This is a genomic window from Terrisporobacter petrolearius, assembly GCF_020748185.1.
Classification (GTDB): Bacteria; Bacillota; Clostridia; order Peptostreptococcales; family Peptostreptococcaceae; genus Terrisporobacter; species Terrisporobacter petrolearius.
In genome coordinates, this window is the sequence record NZ_JAHZMO010000038.1 from 13,660 (window position 1) to 32,780 (window position 19,121).

Here is a 19,121-nt window from a genome sequence, read left to right on the forward strand (position 1 = left end):
ATAAGATGCTATAATTTATAGAAACTACTATAAAATGGAGTGGATATAAATGAAAAAAACTAATGACATAGATATATGTAAAAGTAATAACGATGAATCAGAAAAAATACTAGATAAGTTTAAAAAAATAGATATTGAAAATTTGGGTAAATACAATATATTTTTCATAGGATTTATGGGAGTAGGAAAAACAACAGTTTCTTCTTATTTGAGTAAAATATTATATAGAAAATATATTGAAATAGACCAATATATTGAAAAGGAGCAAAAAATGACTATTCCTGAAATATTTGAAAAATATGGCGAAATCTATTTTAGGAATTTGGAAACTGAAACTTTAAGAATGTTAAATAGGATGGATAATACTATAATATCTTGCGGAGGTGGAATAGTATTAAGAGAAGAAAATATTGATTTAATGAAAAAACAAGGAAAAATAATATTACTTACTGCAACTCCTGAAACTGTATATGATAGAGTGAGGTTTAGCAATGAAAGACCAATATTAAATAACAACATGAATGTAGAATTTATATCATCTCTTATGAATAAAAGAGAGTCAAAATATTTAAATTCAGCTGATTTGATAATAGATACAGATAATAAAAGCATTGAAAAAATATGTGAGGAAATAATTTTAACTATTTCACTTAGTATAAAAAAATAGATAAATTATAAAAATATAATAAAGTAGTTAGTTAAAAACTTGTTTAAATAACTTAATGTATGATATTATATTAAGAGAAAAAATTATTTTGTAAAAATATGCAATTTGCTTAATAAGTTTATTGTATATTAAAAATTTAAATTCATATGATGATATGTATTGGGATGAAGTTAATAGATATCGTCAAGATATATGATGACAAATTTTTTAGATGGAGGAACAGATATGGTAACAGCAGGAGATTTTAGAAAAGGTGTAACTTTCGAAAAAGATGGACAACCTTGTTTAATAGTTGATTTCCAACACGTTAAACCAGGAAAAGGTGCAGCTTTTGTGAGAACAAAATACAAAAATTTAAAAACAGGAGCTATAAGAGAAGAAGCTTTTAACCCAAGTGATAAATTCCCAAAAGCATTAATAGAAACTAAGCAAATGCAATATTTATATGATGATGGAGAATTATACTACTTCATGGACGAAGAAACTTATGATCAAATACCTTTAAACTATGAGCAAGTTGAAGATGCTATAAAGTTCTTAAAAGAAAACGAAGTAGCAACTATAAGATTCTACCAAGGACAACCATTCCAAGTAGAAGCTCCAAACTTTGCAGAATTAACAGTAACTGAAACAGAGCCAGGAATAAAGGGAGATACTGCTTCAAACGTAACTAAATCAGCTACAGTTGAAACTGGTGCAGTAGTACAAGTACCTTTATTTATAAATGAAGGTGACAAAATAAAAGTAGACACTAGAACTGGTGAATATTTATCAAGAGTTTAATATTTTAATGTATAAAAAGCTTATATATCTTAATAATAATGATATATGAGCTTTTAGTTTATAAATAAAATGAAAGTGAGGTATTAACGTATGAAGTATCTAAGCGAAGAAGTAGCATATTTAAGAGGTTTGGCAGAAGGTTTAGAAATAGAAAGCGAAACTAAAGAAGGCAAAATGATATGCAAGATAATAGATGTACTTGAAAATCTAACTGACACGTTAGATGATATGCAGGAAGATTATGATGAGTTAGTGGAATATGTTGAGAGTGTTGACGAAGATTTATCAGATGTAGAAGACATATTATATGAAGAAGACGATGATGACTTTGATGATGATGACTACGATGATGAAGATTACGATGAGGAAGATGAATTAAGTTACATAGAAATGGAATGCCCAAATTGTGGCGATTTAGTTGACATAGACGAAGAACTATTATTTGATGATTCAGTAGATGTTATTTGCCCAAATTGTCAAGCAATCATATTATCATCAGAAGAAGATGAAGATGTATGCTCTGGATGCGGATGTAGCTGCGAAGATCATGAAGAGAAATAGAAGAAAAAATTATTAAAATATTTTGCCTATGAAGCTTTCTGCTCCATAGGTTTTTTGCATTATTTTATTAAAAATAGTACACTATAAAATGATATAATTATTTAAGGAGGAACAATGAACGTTAATAAAAAAGCAATTTATAACATAAGTAAATTTGAAGAAATAATCGATTATACATTTGAGGATAAAAGCTATATATTAGAAGCGTTAACTCATAGCTCATATTCAAATGAAAATAAAAATTATAAATTCAATGAAAGATTAGAATTTCTTGGAGATTCAGTTTTAAGTATAGTAATAAGCGATTATTTATTTAAAAAAGAAAAGGATCTTCCAGAAGGAGAACTTACAAAATTAAGAGCGAATATTGTATGTGAAGAGTCACTTAGTGAAGTTGGAGGACAAATCCATTTAGGAGAGCACCTACTACTTGGAAAAGGTGAAGAAGCTACTGGTGGAAGAGACAGAATATCAATTATAGCAGATGCTTTAGAAGCAATAATTGCAGCTATTTACTTAGATGGTGGTTTAGAACAAGCAAGCAGATTTATATTTAAATTTATGGAAGAAATAATAGAAAACTCTATTGAAGGTAAAATTTTTAGAGACTATAAAACATATCTTCAAGAAGTTTTACAAAGTAAAGGTGAACAAAACATATGGTATAAGTTACTTGAAGAAAAAGGACCAGATCATAATAAAAGATTTGTTATGGAAGTTGGGATTAATGATAAAGTGTTAGGCGTGGGAGAAGGTAAAAGTAAAAAAGATGCAGAACAAGCTGCTGCAAAATCTGCTCTTAAATCACAAAAATTTTAACTTAAGAGGTTGATAAAATGAAAAAGAGAATAATACCCATATTCGTGCCACATAGGGGATGCCCTCATGATTGTATATTTTGTAATCAAAAGAAAATAACAGGAGTTAGCACAGAAGTTACTAGTGAAGAAGCAAGAAATATTATAGAAGAATATTTACCTACTATACCCAAGGATGCTAGTGTAGAAATTGCATTTTTTGGCGGAAGTTTTACGGCAATAGATGAAAAAACACAAAATGAGTTACTATCAGTGGCCAAAGAGTATGTAGACAAGGGTTTAGTATCAGATATAAGAATGTCAACAAGACCAGACTGTATTAGTGTAGATATACTAAATAGATTAAAAGAATATAAAACAACAATAATAGAGCTTGGAGTACAATCAATGGACGCAAAAGTACTTCATGATAGTGCTAGAGGACATGACATAGAAAGTGTAATAAATAGTTCAAACTTAATTAAAGAGTCTGGTATAAATTTGGGACTTCAGATGATGGTTGGACTACCTTCAGATACAGAAGAAAAATGTATTGAAACGGCAAAAAAATTTATTGAATTAAATCCATTTTGTGTAAGAATTTATCCTACATTAGTAGTAAAGGATACAGGACTTGAGACATTATTAAATAAAGGGGAATACAAGCCTTTTACTTTAGAAGAATGTATTTCAATTGTTAAAAAGCTTTTAGTTTTATTTTATGTTAACAACATAAATGTTATAAGAGTTGGGCTTCAAGCAACAGAAGATATACAGCTTGGAAAAGGAATAGTAGATGGACCTTATCATCCAGCTTTTAGAGAATTAGTTGAAGGGGAAATGATCAAAGACTACTTACATTATCTTGTTATACAAAATAAGACTGTAAGCAACTTAGAAATAAAAACAAACAATAAAAATATATCAAAAGTAGTTGGTAATAAGAAAATTAATAAATTATTCTTCAAAAACGAACTGAATATTAATATTAAGACAAAGCCAGAAAACATAGACGAAAATGAATTTGCAATAATATTAGATGACAATAAGGAAGTAAATGTTAAAGCAGAAGATATGTACAAAGAACTTTATAATATTTATAACTTGTAGGAAAGACATTTCGTTAAAGTCATGAGCATAGTGAATTTTAAGCAATGGATTTGCCTGAAGTGTCAACAAAGGCATCTCATTGGCGTCATGAGCATAGTGAATTATTTGAGCAACGAATATATCTGAAGAGGTAGAGAAATACATCGTTAGCCATATGAAGTGTAGCGCCCATGAAGTGGCTTAAGCGAAGGAAATTTTTGTAAGTAAGGGAGAATGTAAGCATTGTATTTAAAGAGATTAGAGTTAAAAGGATTTAAATCCTTCCCAAACAAAACAGATATAATCTTCAAAGAAGGTGTAACGGCAATAGTTGGACCAAACGGAAGTGGGAAAAGTAACGTATCTGATGCTGTTAGATGGGTTCTTGGAGAGCAAAGTATAAAAAGTCTTAGAGGAGACAAACTTGAAGACGTTATATTTGCTGGGTCAGATAATCAAAAACCTATGAATTTCTGTGAGGTAGCTCTTACAATAGACAATTCAGACGAAAAATTAAATATAGATTATAGTGAAGTTACCATAAAGAGAAGGGCTTATAGAAATGGAGAAAGTCAATTCTATTTAAATAATAAAAACTGTAGACTAAAAGATATAAAAGAAATTTTATTAGATACAGGAATTGGTAAAGATGGATATTCTATTGTAGAGCAGGGGAAAGTTGATGAAATTTTAAGTAATAACCCAGTAAACAGAAGAAAAGTTTTTGACGAAGCTTGTGGAATATCTAAGTATAGATATAAAAAGACGGAATCGGAAAGGAACTTAAGAAACACTAAGGAAAATCTAGAGAGAATAAATGATATATATGTGGAAATAGAAAACCAAATTAAACCACTTTATAATCAACAAGTTAAAGCAAGAAAATACTTAGATCTTAGTGAAACCTTAAAAAAATTAGAAGTAAACAATTATATAAGAGAAATACAAAGAATAGAACAACAATTAAAAGAGATAAATAGCCAATATGAAGTTCTAGGTAAAGAATTAGAACATATTGATAAAGAAAAAATATTATTTGAAGAAAACTCAAAGGAAGTTAATATTCAAATAGAAGAAATAGATAAATCCATAGAAAAAGCCACAGAATACATAAACTCTATTAAATCTGTAATAGATAAAAAAGACTATGAAATTAATTTATTAAATCAAAGAAAAGATAATGGTTTTGCTAAAATAAAAAGGAATACTGAGGAACTAGAAAATATAAACAAATCCTTAGAAGATAATAAAGAAAACTTAGAAAAAATAAACAATGAAAAAGAAGAAAAAGAAAAATCAATAAATGAATTCAAAAATCAACTTAATATTTTTATGGAAAAGAATGAAACCAATAAGAATAAAATTGAAGAATTGAATGATAGCATTGAAAATTTAAAAGATGAAATAATTAAATTACTTAATGAAAAACAAGATGTAAGTAATAAATTATCAACTTTAAATGCCAATAAAGATAATATTAATCAAAGAAATGAAAATATAGACGTAGAAATTAGAGAAATAAATGAAAAATTAAAATCTAAGGAAGAACTTTTAAAAGAAATCCAAGATGAAATAAATAATAAAAAAGAAAAAATTGAGGATTTAAAAAATAAAGTAAATAATTATTATGAAAATCTTAGAAAGTTAAAAGAAGATAATCAAAACTTAAATACTAAGATGCAAAATAATAACTACGCTCTAAAAGAATATAGCTCTAAATTAAATGTTTATATAGATATGGAAAATCACTATGAAGGATTTAACAGAGGAGTTAAAGAGGTTCTAAAAAATAAAAACCTTAAGGGAATATATGGAGCTTTAGGACAGGTGGTAACTGTTCCACAAAAGTATGAAAAAGCTATTGAAGCAGCACTTGGTGCTTATATGCAAAATATAATAACAGCTGATGAGAATAGTGCAAAAGCAGCCATAAATTATTTAAAAAACAATAAAATTGGTAGGGTAACTTTTTTACCTATGAATATAATTAAATCTAAAAAGATAAACAATATTCAAACTAGAACTAATATTATTGGAATTGCCAGTGATTTAATATCTTATGATGATAAATATAGGGATATACTAGAGAATATACTGGGAAGAACTATAGTGATAGACAATATAGATGAAGGAATTAAATTTGCTAGAGAAACTGGACATAAATACAAAGTAGTAACCTTAGACGGTGAAATATTAAATCCAGGAGGTTCCTTAACAGGTGGTTCTCTAAAAACAAGTGGAAATATTTTATCAAGAAAAAGACTTATAAATGAGTTTAATGAAAAAATAAAAACTACAAAGGAAGAGAATGCATCTATACAAGAAAAACTAGTATCCATAGAAAAAGACATAATAAGCTGTAAAGAGAATATTCAATCTTACGAAGAAGAAATGAAAAACTTAGATAAAGAATTAATATTTAGTAATTCATCTTATTCAAGATACGAAGAAGAAATAAATAACTTCTTATCTAGTATGAAAAAGTTGGAGAATGAAAAACAAAATCTAGGATCAAACTTAAGTTATACTCTTCAAAAGAAAGAAGTACTAGAATCTCAAATAAAAGATATTGATAACAAGCATAAAAATAACAAAGAAAATATAGAAGCTTTAAATGAAGAACTTAATAAAGAAAGTGAAATTTACGAAGCTGAAAAAAGTAAATTTGACAATATAAATCTTCAACTTACAAAAGACAAAGAAATACTCAAGTCCTTTAATGCAGATATGGAAAGGATAAAAGAATATTTAAATCAACTTCACATTAAAAAACTTTTAATTGAGAAAGAAAATAATGAAGAAGAAAACCAAATAAAAGATATTGACGAAAAAATAATCCTGGAAGATAGAGAAAAGGAAAATTTAAAAAATCAATTAAATGAAAATAACAAAGGATTAGAAAATAAAAAAATAGCTAGAGAAAACTTAAAACAAAATCTAGATGATAATAATATAAAACTTAAAAATATTGATAAACAATTTATGGAATTAAAAGAAGCCATATTTAAAGTTGAATCTAAAATTGAGAAACTAGAATCAAATAAGGAAAGTAATAACTTTAAATTATTTGAGGACTATAATCTAACATATTTACAAGCTATAGAGCTTAGAGATGATGAAATAGAAATAAATAAAAAGATATTAGATTCTATTAAAAAAGATATTAGATCTTTAGGAAATGTAAATGTGGATTCTATAGAAGAATACAAAGAAACAAAAGAAAGATACGATTTCTATAGTGAGCAAAAAGAAGACTTACAAAAGTCTATGGAGGCTATAGAAGAAATAATAGCAGAGCTGGAAGAGCATATGAAAGTACAGTTTAAAGAAGAATTTGATAAAATAAATGAAAACTTTAAATATGTATATAATAGATTGTTTGGTGGAGGAGAAGGAAATTTAACTATTTTAGATGAAGAAAACATTCTAGAAAGTGATATAGAAATTACTGCAAAACCACCAGGTAAAAAGATGAAGAATTTAAGTTTATTATCAGGAGGAGAAAAGGCATTAACAGCAATTAGTATACTATTCTCCATTTTACTAGCAAAACCAACACCGTTTTGTATCCTAGATGAGATAGAAGCTCCGCTAGATGATAGTAATATAGCTAGATTTGGAAAATTCTTAAAAGAATTAACATCTACAACTCAATTTATTGCTGTAACTCATAGAAGAGGTACAATGGAAGCAGCAGACTATATTTATGGTGTAACTATGGAACAAAGAGCTATTTCAAAAGTCATAGCTTTAAGCTTAAATGAAGCGGAAGAAATGACTGATATTATTTAACAAGAAAAGTAAAGTATACTTAGGAGGAAGCAGAGTGTTTAAAAAGTTTTTCAAAAAGAACAAAAAAGAAGAAATACAAGAGGAAGTGCAAGAAGTAGCTGTAAGTGAAGAAACAGTGGAAGAAGAAATAGTAGTGGAAGAAGAAACAGAAGAAACAGTTGAAGCTATTGAAGAAGTTTCTTTAGATACATCAATAGAGGAAGATATTCAAATTGAAGAGAAATCACAAGTTGAAGTAGTAGAAGAAAAAGAAGAAATTGTTGAAGAGAAAACTGAAGAAGCGAAAACAAGCTTATTTGAAAGATTAAAGCAAGGTTTATCAAAGGCTAAACAAGGTATAACAGATAGAGTAGACCAAGTTTTAAAATCATATACAAAAGTTGATGATGAGTTATTAGAAGAAATTGAAGAAATACTAATAACAGCAGATGTTGGTGTAGATACAACAATGAATATAATTGAAAAACTAACAGATGCAATAAAAACTAAAAAAATAACAGATCCACAAGATGTTAAAGGAGAATTGAGGTTAATAATAGAAGAAATATTAACAAATGAAAATTCAACTTTAGATGTTAGTCATAAACCAACAATAATATTAATGGTAGGAGTTAATGGAGTTGGAAAAACTACAACAATAGGAAAACTAGCTAGTAGATACAAAAAAGAAGGTAAAAAAGTTTTAATAGCAGCAGGAGATACATTTAGAGCTGCTGCCATAGACCAATTAGAAGTATGGGCTAAGAGAAGTGATGTAGATATAATAAAACATCAAGAAGGTGCAGATCCAGGAGCTGTAATATTTGACTCAATAAAAGCTGCAAAAGCAAGAGATATTGATTTATTAATCTGTGATACAGCAGGAAGACTACACAATAAAGCTAACTTAATGAATGAATTATCAAAAGTATTCAAAATAGTGGATAGAGAATACCCAGAAGCTAAAAAAGAAGTGTTGTTAGTTGTGGATGCTACAACTGGACAAAATGCCGTATCTCAAGCAAAAAGCTTTAAACAAGTGTGTGATATAACAGGACTTGTTTTAACTAAACTTGATGGTACTGCAAAAGGTGGAGTAGTACTTGCTGTTAAATCTGAAGTAGATGTACCTGTTAAATTAATAGGTGTTGGAGAAAAAATGGAAGATTTACAAGACTTTGATGCTAAAGCATTTTCAGAGGCATTATTTGGGTAAAATTTAGACGAAATATATATTGACAATAAATTAGTTTTAATATAAAATACAATGTGTAAAGTAATTAACCTTTACAGTATACACTGGGAGGTAAAGTTATGAATATAGATAAGATGGTTGAAATCGGGTTATTATTTGAACAGTATAAAGAATTATTAACTGAGAAGCAAAAAGAAATAGTTTCACTTTATTATGAAGAGAATTATTCTTTAGGTGAAATCAGTGAAAATCTCAATGTATCTAGACAAGGAGTTTACGATACACTTAAACGTTCAGAGAAGATATTAAGAGAATATGAAAGTAAACTTCACTTAGTATCGCAAAATAACGAGGAAGAAAAAATCTTAAAATCACTTGAAGATAAAATTGTTGACATTAAACAAGATTTATTGCAAAATAGAGATTGTGCTAATTTAATCCCTAAGTTAGAAACAATAGAACAAATATGTAGGGAGTTGTTAAAATGATATTTGAAGGTTTATCAGATAAATTGCAAGGTGCACTTGGTAAGTTAAAATCAAAAGGAAAACTTACAGAAAAAGATGTAAAAGATGCAATGAGAGAAGTTAAGCTTGCTTTATTAGAAGCAGATGTAAACTTTAAAGTTGTTAAAGACTTTATAAAAAAGGTTCAAGAAAGATGTGTTGGACAAGAAGTTATGACAAGTTTAACTCCAGCTCAACACGTTATCAAGATAGTAAACGAAGAACTTACTGCTCTTATGGGAGATGTACAAAGTAAAGTAATGATATCTTCGAAACCACCTACAATTATTATGATGGTTGGTCTTCAAGGTGCTGGTAAAACAACTACTTCAGGAAAAATAGGGAATTACTTTAAAAAACAAGGTAAAAGACCTTTATTAGTAGCTTGTGACGTTTATAGACCTGCAGCAATCAAACAATTACAAGTTGTAGGAGAAAAATTAGATATACCAGTATTTAATATGGGTGACAAAGAAAGCCCAGTAAATATAGCAAAAGCAGGACTAAGTCATGCTATAAAAAATAACAATGACTTAGTTATTATAGATACAGCAGGTAGACTTCATATAGATGAAACTTTAATGGATGAATTAAAATCTATTAAAACAGAAATAAAACCACATGAGATTTTATTAGTAGTTGACTCTATGACAGGTCAAGATGCAGTAAATGTATCACAAAGTTTTGATGAAGCTTTAGGCTTAGACGGTGTAGTTCTTACAAAACTCGATGGTGATACAAGAGGTGGGGCAGCACTTTCAATAAGAGCTGTAACACAAAAACCAATTAAATTTATAGGTATGGGTGAAAAACTAGACGACTTAGAACCATTCTATCCAGACAGAATGGCATCGAGAATTCTTGGAATGGGAGATGTACTAAGTTTAATCGAAAAAGCTCAAGAATCTATAGATATGGAAAAAGCCAAAGAGCTAGAACAGAAAATGAAAAAACAAGATTTTGATTTTGAAGATTTCTTAGCTCAAATGGAACAAATTGAAAACATGGGACCGCTTGATAAAGTACTTGGAATGATACCTGGTATGGGTAACTTAAAAGGTCAACTTGGTGATGTGGACTTAAATGGAAAAGAAATGAAAAGAACTAAAGCCATAATACAATCTATGACTTTAGAAGAAAGACGTAAGCCGGAGCTACTAAATGCTTCTAGAAAAAGAAGAATAGCAAAAGGTAGTGGGACAAGCGTACAAGACATAAACAGACTTGTAAAACAATTAAACGAAATGAAAAAAATGATGAAGATGTTTATGGGTAATCAAAAAGGTATGAAGAAAAGAGGCGCACTTGGCGGACTTCCTTTCTTTAAATAAATAATACACAAAAATAAACAAAAAATTTCGGAGGTGACTGTAATGGCAGTTAAAATAAGATTAAAAAGAATGGGTGCAAACAAAAAACCTTTCTACAGAATAGTAGTAGCAGATTCTAGAGCACCAAGAGATGGAAAATTCATAGAAGAAATAGGATTCTACAATCCAGTTTCAGCTAACAAAGAAACTAGAATAAACGACGAGAAAGCTTTAAAATGGTTATCTGTAGGTGCTCAACCAACTGATACTGTTAAAAAATTATTCGTTAAAAACGGAATAACTGAAAAGTTCGAAGCTCAAAAACAATCTAAATAGTCTATAAACTATTAGGGTACTTAATTTAATCCATTATGGATTAGTTTTTAGGAGATGAATATATGAAAGAGCTAGTTATGCATATTGTCAAAGCTCTAGTAGATAATCCTGACGAAGTGACAATAGAAGAAACTATGGAAAAAGATGAAATTATCTTAAAACTAAAAGTTTCTCAAGATGATGTGGGCAAGGTTATCGGAAAGCAGGGAAGAATAGCTAAGGCTATAAGAACTGTGTTAAAATCTGCTGGAAATAAAGAAAATATCAAGGTTTCACTTGAAATATTATAGAAGGGTTAGGTATGTGCCTAATCCTTTTTGTTTATAATAATCTTTAAAGTTGAAAACAATCATTCAAATATTAAATATATAAATACAAAATAATTTTAAGACTAAAAACAAAGACTAAAAACAAAAGCTAAAAACAAAAACGAATATTATTTGATATTAAAGATATATTTTTTCAAAAGAAAGAAACAATTTAAAGAAGGTGAGACTATGAAAGAAAAGTTAACTCATTTTAGAATCGGTCAGATAGTAAATACTCAAGGTCTTAAGGGCGAAGTTAGAGTATATCCATATGTGGACGATATAAACAGATTTGATGATTTAGAAAGTTTTTATCTTGATAAAAACTTTGAAAAAGAATATGAAGTTGAAAAGGTAAGATATAAAGGAAATATGGTTATAATGAAAATAAAGGGTATAGACTCTGTGGAGCTTGCTGAAAAAGTTAAAACTAAAAATCTTTATATATCTAGAGATAACAGTGTAGACCTTGATGAAGATGAATTTTTCATAGCAGATTTAATAGGACTAGAAGTATTTACAGTAGGTGGAGATAAAGTAGGAACTCTTAAAGATGTACTACAATATTCAGCTAACGATGTATATGTTGTAAAAGGAGATAATGATAAAGAATATCTTATCCCATCAACACTAAAATTTGTTCCTGAAATAAACATAGAAGAAAAGAAAATGATAATAGATCCTATAAAAGGAATGTTAGATTAGGTGATAATATGAGATTTCACATTATGACTCTTTTCCCAGAGATTTTTAATTCATATATGAGTGAAAGTATAATGAAAAGAGCTATTGAAAAAGAAATAATAGAAGTACATGTGTACAATATTAGAGACTTTTCAACAAACAAACATAAAAAAGTGGATGACTATCCATTTGGAGGGGGAGCAGGAATGCTTATGACTCCTCAACCCATATATGACACATATAAGCATATTGTAGAAACCCACAATATAAAAAGTCCTAGAGTTGTATATTTAACACCAAAAGGTCAAGTATATAAACAAGATATAGCTTGTGATTTATCTCTAGGTGAGGATATCATATTACTTTGTGGTCATTATGAAGGAATAGATCAAAGAATAATTGATTTAATAGTAACGGATGAAGTTTCCATAGGAGACTATGTATTAACTGGAGGAGAACTTCCAGCTTTAATTATGATAGACTCTATAGCTAGACTAATTCCTGGCGTACTTAGCCAAAATGAATCTTTTGAAGAAGAAAGTTTCAAAGATGATTTATTAGAATACCCACATTACACTAGACCGAGAGAGTTTATGGGTATGTCTGTACCAGATGTATTACTATCAGGTAATCATCAAAAAATAGAAAAATGGCGTCTTGATGAATCTAAAAAAATTACGAAACTTAGAAGACCAGACTTGTACAAAAAGTCTTGTAAGAAGTAAATAATTATAGTATAATTAAGACTGTTGATAAATAACGGCCGCTCCTCTGCTTACATTGGTCAGTAATTAAGAGCGTCTATGAACTTAGGAGGAAGAAAATGAACGAATTAATAAAATCATTAGAACAAGAACAATTAAAAGCTGAAGTTCCTGCATTTGGACCTGGGGACACAGTAAGAGTACACGTTAAAATAGTTGAAGGAAAAAGAGAAAGAATTCAGGTATTTGAAGGTGTAGTAATAAAGAGACAAGGTGGAGGAGCTAGAGAAACTTTCACTGTTAGAAAAATATCTTTCAATGTTGGTGTAGAAAGAACTTTCCCAGTTCACTCTCCAAAAATAGAAAAAATCGAAGTTACTAGAAAAGGTAAAGTAAGAAGAGCTAAGATAAACTACCTAAGAACTAGAACTGGTAAAGCTGCTAAGATAAAAGAAGCTAGAAATAAATAATAACTTTTTAAGTTAATTTAGGAAGGAAATCTCTTTGGGGATTTCCTTTTTTTCAGTCATTAATATGATGAAATATGGACAAAATTATAGATATAATAAAAATAAAATCCAATATATTAGGATGAAATAAATTAGTACTTATAAAAGATAAGGAAGTGAAAATATGGCAAGAGATTATAGAAGAAGTGATTATGACGAATATTTAAAAGATGATAACTTACATATAAACTGGTATCCAGGGCATATGAAAAAAACTAAGGAATTGGTTCAAAATAACTTAAAGATGGTAGACGTTGTAATAGAGCTATTAGATGCTAGAATACCTTACTCAAGCAAAAATCCTCAAATAGATGAAATAGTTGGAGATAAGCCAAGAGTAGTTGTTTTAAACAAAAGTGACTTAGCAAATCCAGCTAACTTAAGCAAATGGGTTAACTACTATGATAAAAAAGGGATAAAAGCAATACCTGTAGCTACTATAAAAGGTAATGGAGTAAATAAAATAGTAGACGAGTGTAAAAATGTTACTAAAGAGATGATGGACAACCTTAAAGCTAAGGGAAGACAAGAAAGAGCTATTAGACTTATGATAGTTGGTGTTCCAAACGTAGGTAAATCAACTCTTATAAACAAACTTACAGGAAGAAAAAGTACTGTAACTGGCGATAAACCAGGGGTTACTAAATGTAAGCAATGGGTAAGACTTAAAGGAAACTTAGAATTACTAGACACTCCAGGTATACTTTGGCCTAAGTTTGAAGATCAAGAAGTTGCTCTTAACTTAGCTTTCAGTAGAGCTATAAAAGACGAAGTACTTGATATAGACACTTTAGGACTTAAATTTATAGAAAAGCTTATGGAAATAGAGCCGGAAAAATTAAAAGCAAGATATAAATTAGAAGAGCTAGGAGAAACTCCTCTTGAAACTATGGAAATGATAGGCAGAAAAAGAGGATTTATACTAGGAAGACAAGAACTTGACTATACTAGAATAGCTCAAACTGTTTTAAACGAATACAGAGAAGGTAAAATAGGACAAATATCTTTAGAAGAACCTATGGATTATATGGAAAAATAAAAAAAGAAAGTCATTATGACTTTCTTTTTTTATTGAGAAATAACATTATAAAAAATAAATCATAAATTATATATATAAATATTTATAGGGAGATGGTATTTTGATTGAACCTGAATACGGAGATGTAATATGTGTTAATCACGGTATATATAATCATTTTGGCATATTTGTAGATAAAAACCACGTTATCCATTATAGTGGAAAAGAAAAGGATATGTTTTTTAGAGAGATGGTTATAGATGAAACAGATATGGAAAATTTTCTGGGAGGCTCTGACAAATATTATGTATATAGGTTTTCACAGGACAAACCTTCTAATGTTAATAGGATAAGGGCAGAAGGACTAGGTAGAGACTTAGTAGATGATGTGCAAGCTTTATATCTTATTTATCAAATTAAAAACAAGATTAAATTTAAAGTATACACACCAGAAGAAACTGTAAAAAGGGCAAGAAGTAGAATTGGGGAAAGAAAGTTTTTGCTTCATGCTAACAATTGTGAGCATTTTGCTATTTGGTGCAAAACAGGAGTTAGACAATCCTATCAAGTTAATGCAGTGATAAAAGCAGTGTTTGTGAAATATTTAATATATGAAGATTATTAAAATTACGTAGGAAAAGGATACCTACGTTTTTTTATTTATAAAATTACATAAAAATAAATATTTAAATAAGTATAATAAAAAATAATGTTAAAAAATAAAAATATTTTAAAAAAATTTAGCAAAAAATTAACAATCAATAAAAAATCGTGCTAAAATTATAATAAAATATAACAAATTATATATTTAAATTATAAAGCAGGTGATACAGCAAAAACATATTGATTTATGAGTAAAATAATAAGAGCTAGTACGAACTAATAAGTTTCCAAAAAAAGCGTTATGCTATTGATAAGGGGAGAATTAATATGAAACAGCAAGTTAGTAGGAAGGCCACATTATTAGAGGCGATGATACCAATAATATGTTTAGGAGTGTTTTTAGGAATAGGAATATTTATGTATGGATCATCACCACATGTACCACTGGTAGGAGCAGCAGCCATAGCAGGAGCTATAGGTGTATATAGATTAGGCTTTCAATGGTCTGAACTAGAAAGTAGTATGTTTGATAGTATTAAAATGGCAATGCAAGCAATTTTAATAATAATGATAATAGGTATACTTATAGGAACTTGGATAATAAGTGGAGTAGTACCAAGCATGATTTATTGGGGATTAAAAGTTATATCACCAAATATTTTCTTAGTGGCATCAGTAATAGTATGTTCCATAGTATCTCTAGCAACAGGATCATCTTGGAGTACAATGGGAACAGTTGGTGTGGCACTTTTAGGAATAGGTCAAAGTTTAGGAATACCAACAGGCTTAGTAGCAGGTTCTATAATATCAGGAGCATACTTCGGAGATAAATTATCACCTTTATCTGAAACGACTAATTTGGCACCAGCAATGGCAGGTACTGATTTATTTACTCATATAAAATATATGTTATATTCAACTATACCATCATTAATAATAGTTATAGTGATATTTGGTATAATGGGAATGAAATATTCGGGACAAGAATTAGATATAAGTCAAATACAATTAATTAGTAATACATTAGAATCTTCATACAATACACTATCACCACTTTTATTAATTGCACCAATAGCAGTAATTGTGCTAGTAATGCTAAAAGTACCAGCAATCCCTGGACTTATAGGAGGAGCATTGATAGGAGTTGTTATAGCAGTATTTTTCCAAGGTCAAGATATGGGAGTCATATTAGAGGCAGCAACAAATGGATATGTATCAGCTACAGGTGTGGAGTCAGTAGACATGTTATTATCTAAAGGTGGCCTTATGAACATGATGTCAACAGTATCATTAACAATATGTGCCCTAGGCTTAGGAGGTATACTAGAAAAAACAGGTATGCTTGAAGCCATAGCATCTTCCATATTAAAAGCTGCAAAAGGAGTATTTGGAACTGTATTATGTACTATGTTAACTTGCACATTTACTAACATAATAGCTGGAGAACAATATTTATCGATAGTTATACCTGGAAGAATGTATAGTGAAGAATTCAAAAAAAGAGGAATACATCCAAAAATGTTATCAAGAGCATTAGAAGATAGTGGAACACTAAGTTCTCCATTAGTACCATGGAATACTTGTGGAGCATATATTGCAGGAACATTAGGTGTGTCAGCCTTTGTGTATGCGCCATATGCCTTATTAAATATAATAAATCCATTAGTTTCATTGGCAATGATAGCAGTTAATTATAAAGTAGCAAGAATAGATGATAATAAAGAAGATTTAAAAATGTGTGAAAAAGCTAATTAGTTATTAAGTTGAATAGATATATGAAGCCAACAGAAAAGTAGTTCTGTTGGCCTTTTTTGTGAAGGTAAATCCTTGGTCATATGAAGGCGGTGAATTATATGATAAAATATAAAAGGTAAGTACATAATAAAACTGAATAAATATTAAGGAGATTACCATGAATAACAAAAGTGTAAAAGAGATAAAAGAAATAGTAGATAATTTAAAAGTTGAACAATACTTAGAATATATAAATATTTTTAAAAATGATGAAAGAAAATCAGTGCAAAAGTTAGCTGTATCTTTGGCAAAAAAACTAGATGCCATAAGAAAAGAAGATGAAAGATTAGAACTTATAAATACATATGAAAATGACGGATACTCAAAAGGGTATTTATACATAGGTGGAATAGACGAAGTTGGTAGAGGACCACTAGCTGGGCCAGTAGTTGCAGCTGTAGTTGTTTTACCACCAAACACAAAAATAGAAGGAGTAGACGACTCTAAAAAAGTAAAAGAAAGCAAAAGAGAAGAGTTATGCGAAATAATAAAAGAACATGCACTGGACTTTGGAATAGGAATTGTGGACAATGAAGAAATAGACGACTACAATATTTTAAATGCCACATTTATGGCAATGAAAAAAGCATTAAACTCAATGAAAAAACAACCAGACTATTTATTAGTAGATGCTGTAACTATACCAGGGATTGATATAAAACAAAATCCAATAATAAAAGGTGATTCAAAATCCATATCTATAGGAGCTGCCAGTATATTAGCGAAGGTTACAAGAGATAGAATGATGTGTGACTACGATGAAATATACCCAGAGTATGGATTTAAATCAAACAAAGGATATGGTACAAAGGAACACTACGAAGCTATAGAAAAACATGGTATAACACCAATACATAGAAAAAGTTTCCTTAAAAATGTTTTATAGACTATAATTATAAATGGAAGAATTATTAAGATAAATTATTGTTGGAGGGGGTCATAATAATGAATTATAAAGACATGCTAAAAGAAGCGAGAGAAAACTTAAATGGAAGTTGTAGAGTTTGTAAAGCTTGTAATGGAGTAGTTTGTGCAGGAGAAGTACCAGGAATGGGTGGAAAAGACACTGGATCTGCATTTGTAGAAAACTTCAAAAGTTTACAAGATGTTAAAATAAACATGAGAGTTATACATAACGTATCAAATCCAGATACATCAGTAGAATTATTTGGGAAGAAAATGAAAGCACCAATATTTGCAGCTCCTATAACAGGAACTACATTAAACATGGGTGGAAAAATAAGTGAAAGAGAATACATAACTCCAGTTGTAGAAGGATGTATAGAAAGTGGAATCTTCCCAATGGTTGGAGATACTGCTGTAGATTCTTTTTTAATGGATAACTTAGATGTATTAAAAGAAAATAATGGACAAGGGATCGTATTTATAAAACCTTGGGAAAACCACGACATAATAAAAAAAATAAAATTAGCTGAAGAAGCGGGAGCTTTTGCTGTTGGTGTGGATGTAGATGCATGTGGTCTTGTGACTTTATCTATGCACGGGAAGGCTGTTGTACCAAAGGATGTGGAAGCTTTAAAAGAGCTAAAAGCTGCTACTAAGCTACCATTTATAGTGAAGGGTATAATGACTGTGGAAGATGCTATGCTTGCTGTAGAAGCTGGTGTGGATGCTATAGTTGTTTCTAACCATGGTGGTAGAGTTTTAGACTGTACTCCAGGTGCTGCTGATGTGTTACCTGCTATTGCTGGGGCTGTTGATGGTAAGTTAACTGTGCTTGTTGATGGTGGTGTTAGAAGTGGTGTTGATGTTGTGAAGCTTATTGGTCTTGGGGCTGATGGTGTTCTTATTGGAAGACCTTTTGTAACTGCTAGTTTTGGTGGTGGCAGAGAAGGTGTTGAGATGTATGTTAAGAAGATCGTTGGTGAGTTTGAGGCTACTATGAGACTTACTGGATGTCAGACTGTTGGGGATATTGATGGGAAGGTTATATATAGATAGTAAGTAGGTGGACAGGGGTTCGATACGACTCATTTCCACCATTGAAATCCACGAAAACACATTGATAATATTGTCAATGTGTTTTTTAATGTAAAAAAATTAACATATGCATTAAATATGGTATACTCAGATGTATTAATCGAATAGACTTAGGAAGTAGTAAATATATCTATAAAACTAAAAAGTTTAAAAATATTACAGAGTGCAAATACCCATGAGAAATAGTAGAAATGTAATATACTGCGTGGGATAATTAGTTACATTAACTGCTGATTATACACTTTAGTTAGTTAATTAATTAAGTAAAGGAGCAGGTATATGAAATATACTAATCTTTGTACGGCTACTTATTTGAATAACTAAAAAAGGGCCACCACTAACAGATTTTTAATCTGCTGAGAGACTGTGAAGTTTTTTCTGTAAATAGCTTTCTATGATAAGTTTATTAAGGCATGGATATGAAAATTATGTATCCATGCCTTAATTTGAATGTAATTCCAATTTAATTGCATGTCAAGTACACC

19 protein-coding genes are annotated in these 19,121 nt (G+C 29.5%); all 19 read left to right on the forward strand.

Going from position 1 to position 19,121, the window contains the following annotated elements:
• Positions 1–49: 49 nt before the first annotated feature.
• The 19 genes from K0040_RS16005 (at position 50) to K0040_RS16095 (ending at position 18,597) form a co-directional block, all read left to right on the forward strand.
• Positions 50–667: a shikimate kinase gene (locus K0040_RS16005; protein ID WP_228109758.1), complete on the forward strand. Its 618-nt coding sequence runs from the start codon at positions 50–52 to the stop codon at positions 665–667.
• A gap of 225 nt (positions 668–892) precedes the next feature.
• A complete protein-coding gene (gene efp / locus K0040_RS16010) occupies positions 893–1,450 on the forward strand; it encodes an elongation factor P (RefSeq protein WP_148556933.1) in 558 nt (185 codons plus the stop codon).
• A 90-nt stretch (positions 1,451–1,540) separates the two neighbouring features.
• On the forward strand, positions 1,541–2,011 hold the full coding sequence (locus K0040_RS16015; protein WP_228109759.1) for a CD1247 N-terminal domain-containing protein: 471 nt from the start codon (positions 1,541–1,543) through the stop codon (positions 2,009–2,011).
• A 114-nt stretch (positions 2,012–2,125) separates the two neighbouring features.
• Complete coding sequence (rnc, locus tag K0040_RS16020) at positions 2,126–2,830, forward strand: ribonuclease III (RefSeq protein WP_228109760.1); 705 nt, start codon at positions 2,126–2,128, stop codon at positions 2,828–2,830.
• A gap of 17 nt (positions 2,831–2,847) precedes the next feature.
• The gene (locus K0040_RS16025) at positions 2,848–3,918 is read left to right on the forward strand and encodes an elongator complex protein 3 (RefSeq protein WP_228109761.1); all 1,071 of its coding nucleotides are present in this window, start codon (positions 2,848–2,850) and stop codon (positions 3,916–3,918) included.
• A 222-nt stretch (positions 3,919–4,140) separates the two neighbouring features.
• Positions 4,141–7,689: a chromosome segregation protein SMC gene (gene smc, locus K0040_RS16030; RefSeq protein ID WP_228109762.1), complete on the forward strand. Its 3,549-nt coding sequence runs from the start codon at positions 4,141–4,143 to the stop codon at positions 7,687–7,689.
• Positions 7,690–7,723: 34 nt separating this feature from the next.
• Entirely contained in the window at positions 7,724–8,884 is a 1,161-nt protein-coding gene (gene ftsY, locus K0040_RS16035; protein ID WP_228109763.1) for a signal recognition particle-docking protein FtsY, read from the forward strand.
• 98 nt (positions 8,885–8,982) lie between these two features.
• Positions 8,983–9,351, forward strand: coding sequence for a YlxM family DNA-binding protein (gene ylxM, locus K0040_RS16040; RefSeq protein WP_228109764.1), 369 nt, complete (start codon positions 8,983–8,985; stop codon positions 9,349–9,351).
• The gene (gene ffh, locus K0040_RS16045; RefSeq protein WP_228109765.1) at positions 9,348–10,700 is read left to right on the forward strand and encodes a signal recognition particle protein; all 1,353 of its coding nucleotides are present in this window, start codon (positions 9,348–9,350) and stop codon (positions 10,698–10,700) included. The genes ylxM and ffh overlap by 4 nt, the downstream gene beginning before the upstream one ends.
• A 42-nt stretch (positions 10,701–10,742) precedes the next feature.
• Positions 10,743–11,015: a 30S ribosomal protein S16 gene (gene rpsP, locus K0040_RS16050; RefSeq protein WP_228109766.1), complete on the forward strand. Its 273-nt coding sequence runs from the start codon at positions 10,743–10,745 to the stop codon at positions 11,013–11,015.
• Positions 11,016–11,077: 62 nt separating this feature from the next.
• Complete coding sequence (locus K0040_RS16055; RefSeq protein ID WP_074915416.1) at positions 11,078–11,305, forward strand: KH domain-containing protein; 228 nt, start codon at positions 11,078–11,080, stop codon at positions 11,303–11,305.
• A gap of 207 nt (positions 11,306–11,512) precedes the next feature.
• A complete protein-coding gene (rimM, locus tag K0040_RS16060; RefSeq protein ID WP_103978899.1) occupies positions 11,513–12,028 on the forward strand; it encodes a ribosome maturation factor RimM in 516 nt (171 codons plus the stop codon).
• A gap of 8 nt (positions 12,029–12,036) precedes the next feature.
• Entirely contained in the window at positions 12,037–12,732 is a 696-nt protein-coding gene (trmD, locus tag K0040_RS16065) for a tRNA (guanosine(37)-N1)-methyltransferase TrmD (RefSeq protein WP_228109767.1), read from the forward strand.
• A gap of 98 nt (positions 12,733–12,830) precedes the next feature.
• Positions 12,831–13,181, forward strand: a complete 351-nt coding sequence (gene rplS / locus K0040_RS16070; protein ID WP_228109768.1) for a 50S ribosomal protein L19 — start codon at positions 12,831–12,833, stop codon at positions 13,179–13,181.
• 163 nt (positions 13,182–13,344) lie between these two features.
• Positions 13,345–14,259 carry a ribosome biogenesis GTPase YlqF gene (gene ylqF / locus K0040_RS16075; RefSeq protein WP_228109769.1) on the forward strand — a complete coding sequence of 305 codons (915 nt, stop codon included), beginning with the start codon at positions 13,345–13,347 and terminating at the stop codon, positions 14,257–14,259.
• 100 nt (positions 14,260–14,359) lie between these two features.
• On the forward strand, positions 14,360–14,863 hold the full coding sequence (locus K0040_RS16080; protein ID WP_228109770.1) for a lecithin retinol acyltransferase family protein: 504 nt from the start codon (positions 14,360–14,362) through the stop codon (positions 14,861–14,863).
• Positions 14,864–15,168: 305 nt separating this feature from the next.
• Positions 15,169–16,596 carry a Na+/H+ antiporter NhaC gene (gene nhaC, locus K0040_RS16085; RefSeq protein WP_228109771.1) on the forward strand — a complete coding sequence of 476 codons (1,428 nt, stop codon included), beginning with the start codon at positions 15,169–15,171 and terminating at the stop codon, positions 16,594–16,596.
• 157 nt (positions 16,597–16,753) lie between these two features.
• On the forward strand, positions 16,754–17,521 hold the full coding sequence (gene rnhB / locus K0040_RS16090) for a ribonuclease HII (protein WP_228109772.1): 768 nt from the start codon (positions 16,754–16,756) through the stop codon (positions 17,519–17,521).
• Between the two features lie 59 nt (positions 17,522–17,580).
• The gene (locus K0040_RS16095; protein WP_228109773.1) at positions 17,581–18,597 is read left to right on the forward strand and encodes an alpha-hydroxy-acid oxidizing protein; all 1,017 of its coding nucleotides are present in this window, start codon (positions 17,581–17,583) and stop codon (positions 18,595–18,597) included.
• The last annotated feature ends 524 nt before the right edge of the window (positions 18,598–19,121 follow it).

Coding starts and splice junctions, on each gene's coding strand:
- K0040_RS16005 (WP_228109758.1), top strand. CDS start 50: ATGAAAAAAACTAATGACATAGATATATGTAAAAGTAATAACGATGAA.
- efp (WP_148556933.1), top strand. CDS start 893: ATGGTAACAGCAGGAGATTTTAGAAAAGGTGTAACTTTCGAAAAAGAT.
- K0040_RS16015 (WP_228109759.1), top strand. CDS start 1,541: ATGAAGTATCTAAGCGAAGAAGTAGCATATTTAAGAGGTTTGGCAGAA.
- rnc (WP_228109760.1), top strand. CDS start 2,126: ATGAACGTTAATAAAAAAGCAATTTATAACATAAGTAAATTTGAAGAA.
- K0040_RS16025 (WP_228109761.1), top strand. CDS start 2,848: ATGAAAAAGAGAATAATACCCATATTCGTGCCACATAGGGGATGCCCT.
- ylxM (WP_228109764.1), top strand. CDS start 8,983: ATGAATATAGATAAGATGGTTGAAATCGGGTTATTATTTGAACAGTAT.
- ffh (WP_228109765.1), top strand. CDS start 9,348: ATGATATTTGAAGGTTTATCAGATAAATTGCAAGGTGCACTTGGTAAG.
- rpsP (WP_228109766.1), top strand. CDS start 10,743: ATGGCAGTTAAAATAAGATTAAAAAGAATGGGTGCAAACAAAAAACCT.
- K0040_RS16055 (WP_074915416.1), top strand. CDS start 11,078: ATGAAAGAGCTAGTTATGCATATTGTCAAAGCTCTAGTAGATAATCCT.
- rimM (WP_103978899.1), top strand. CDS start 11,513: ATGAAAGAAAAGTTAACTCATTTTAGAATCGGTCAGATAGTAAATACT.
- trmD (WP_228109767.1), top strand. CDS start 12,037: ATGAGATTTCACATTATGACTCTTTTCCCAGAGATTTTTAATTCATAT.
- rplS (WP_228109768.1), top strand. CDS start 12,831: ATGAACGAATTAATAAAATCATTAGAACAAGAACAATTAAAAGCTGAA.
- ylqF (WP_228109769.1), top strand. CDS start 13,345: ATGGCAAGAGATTATAGAAGAAGTGATTATGACGAATATTTAAAAGAT.
- nhaC (WP_228109771.1), top strand. CDS start 15,169: ATGAAACAGCAAGTTAGTAGGAAGGCCACATTATTAGAGGCGATGATA.
- rnhB (WP_228109772.1), top strand. CDS start 16,754: ATGAATAACAAAAGTGTAAAAGAGATAAAAGAAATAGTAGATAATTTA.
- K0040_RS16095 (WP_228109773.1), top strand. CDS start 17,581: ATGAATTATAAAGACATGCTAAAAGAAGCGAGAGAAAACTTAAATGGA.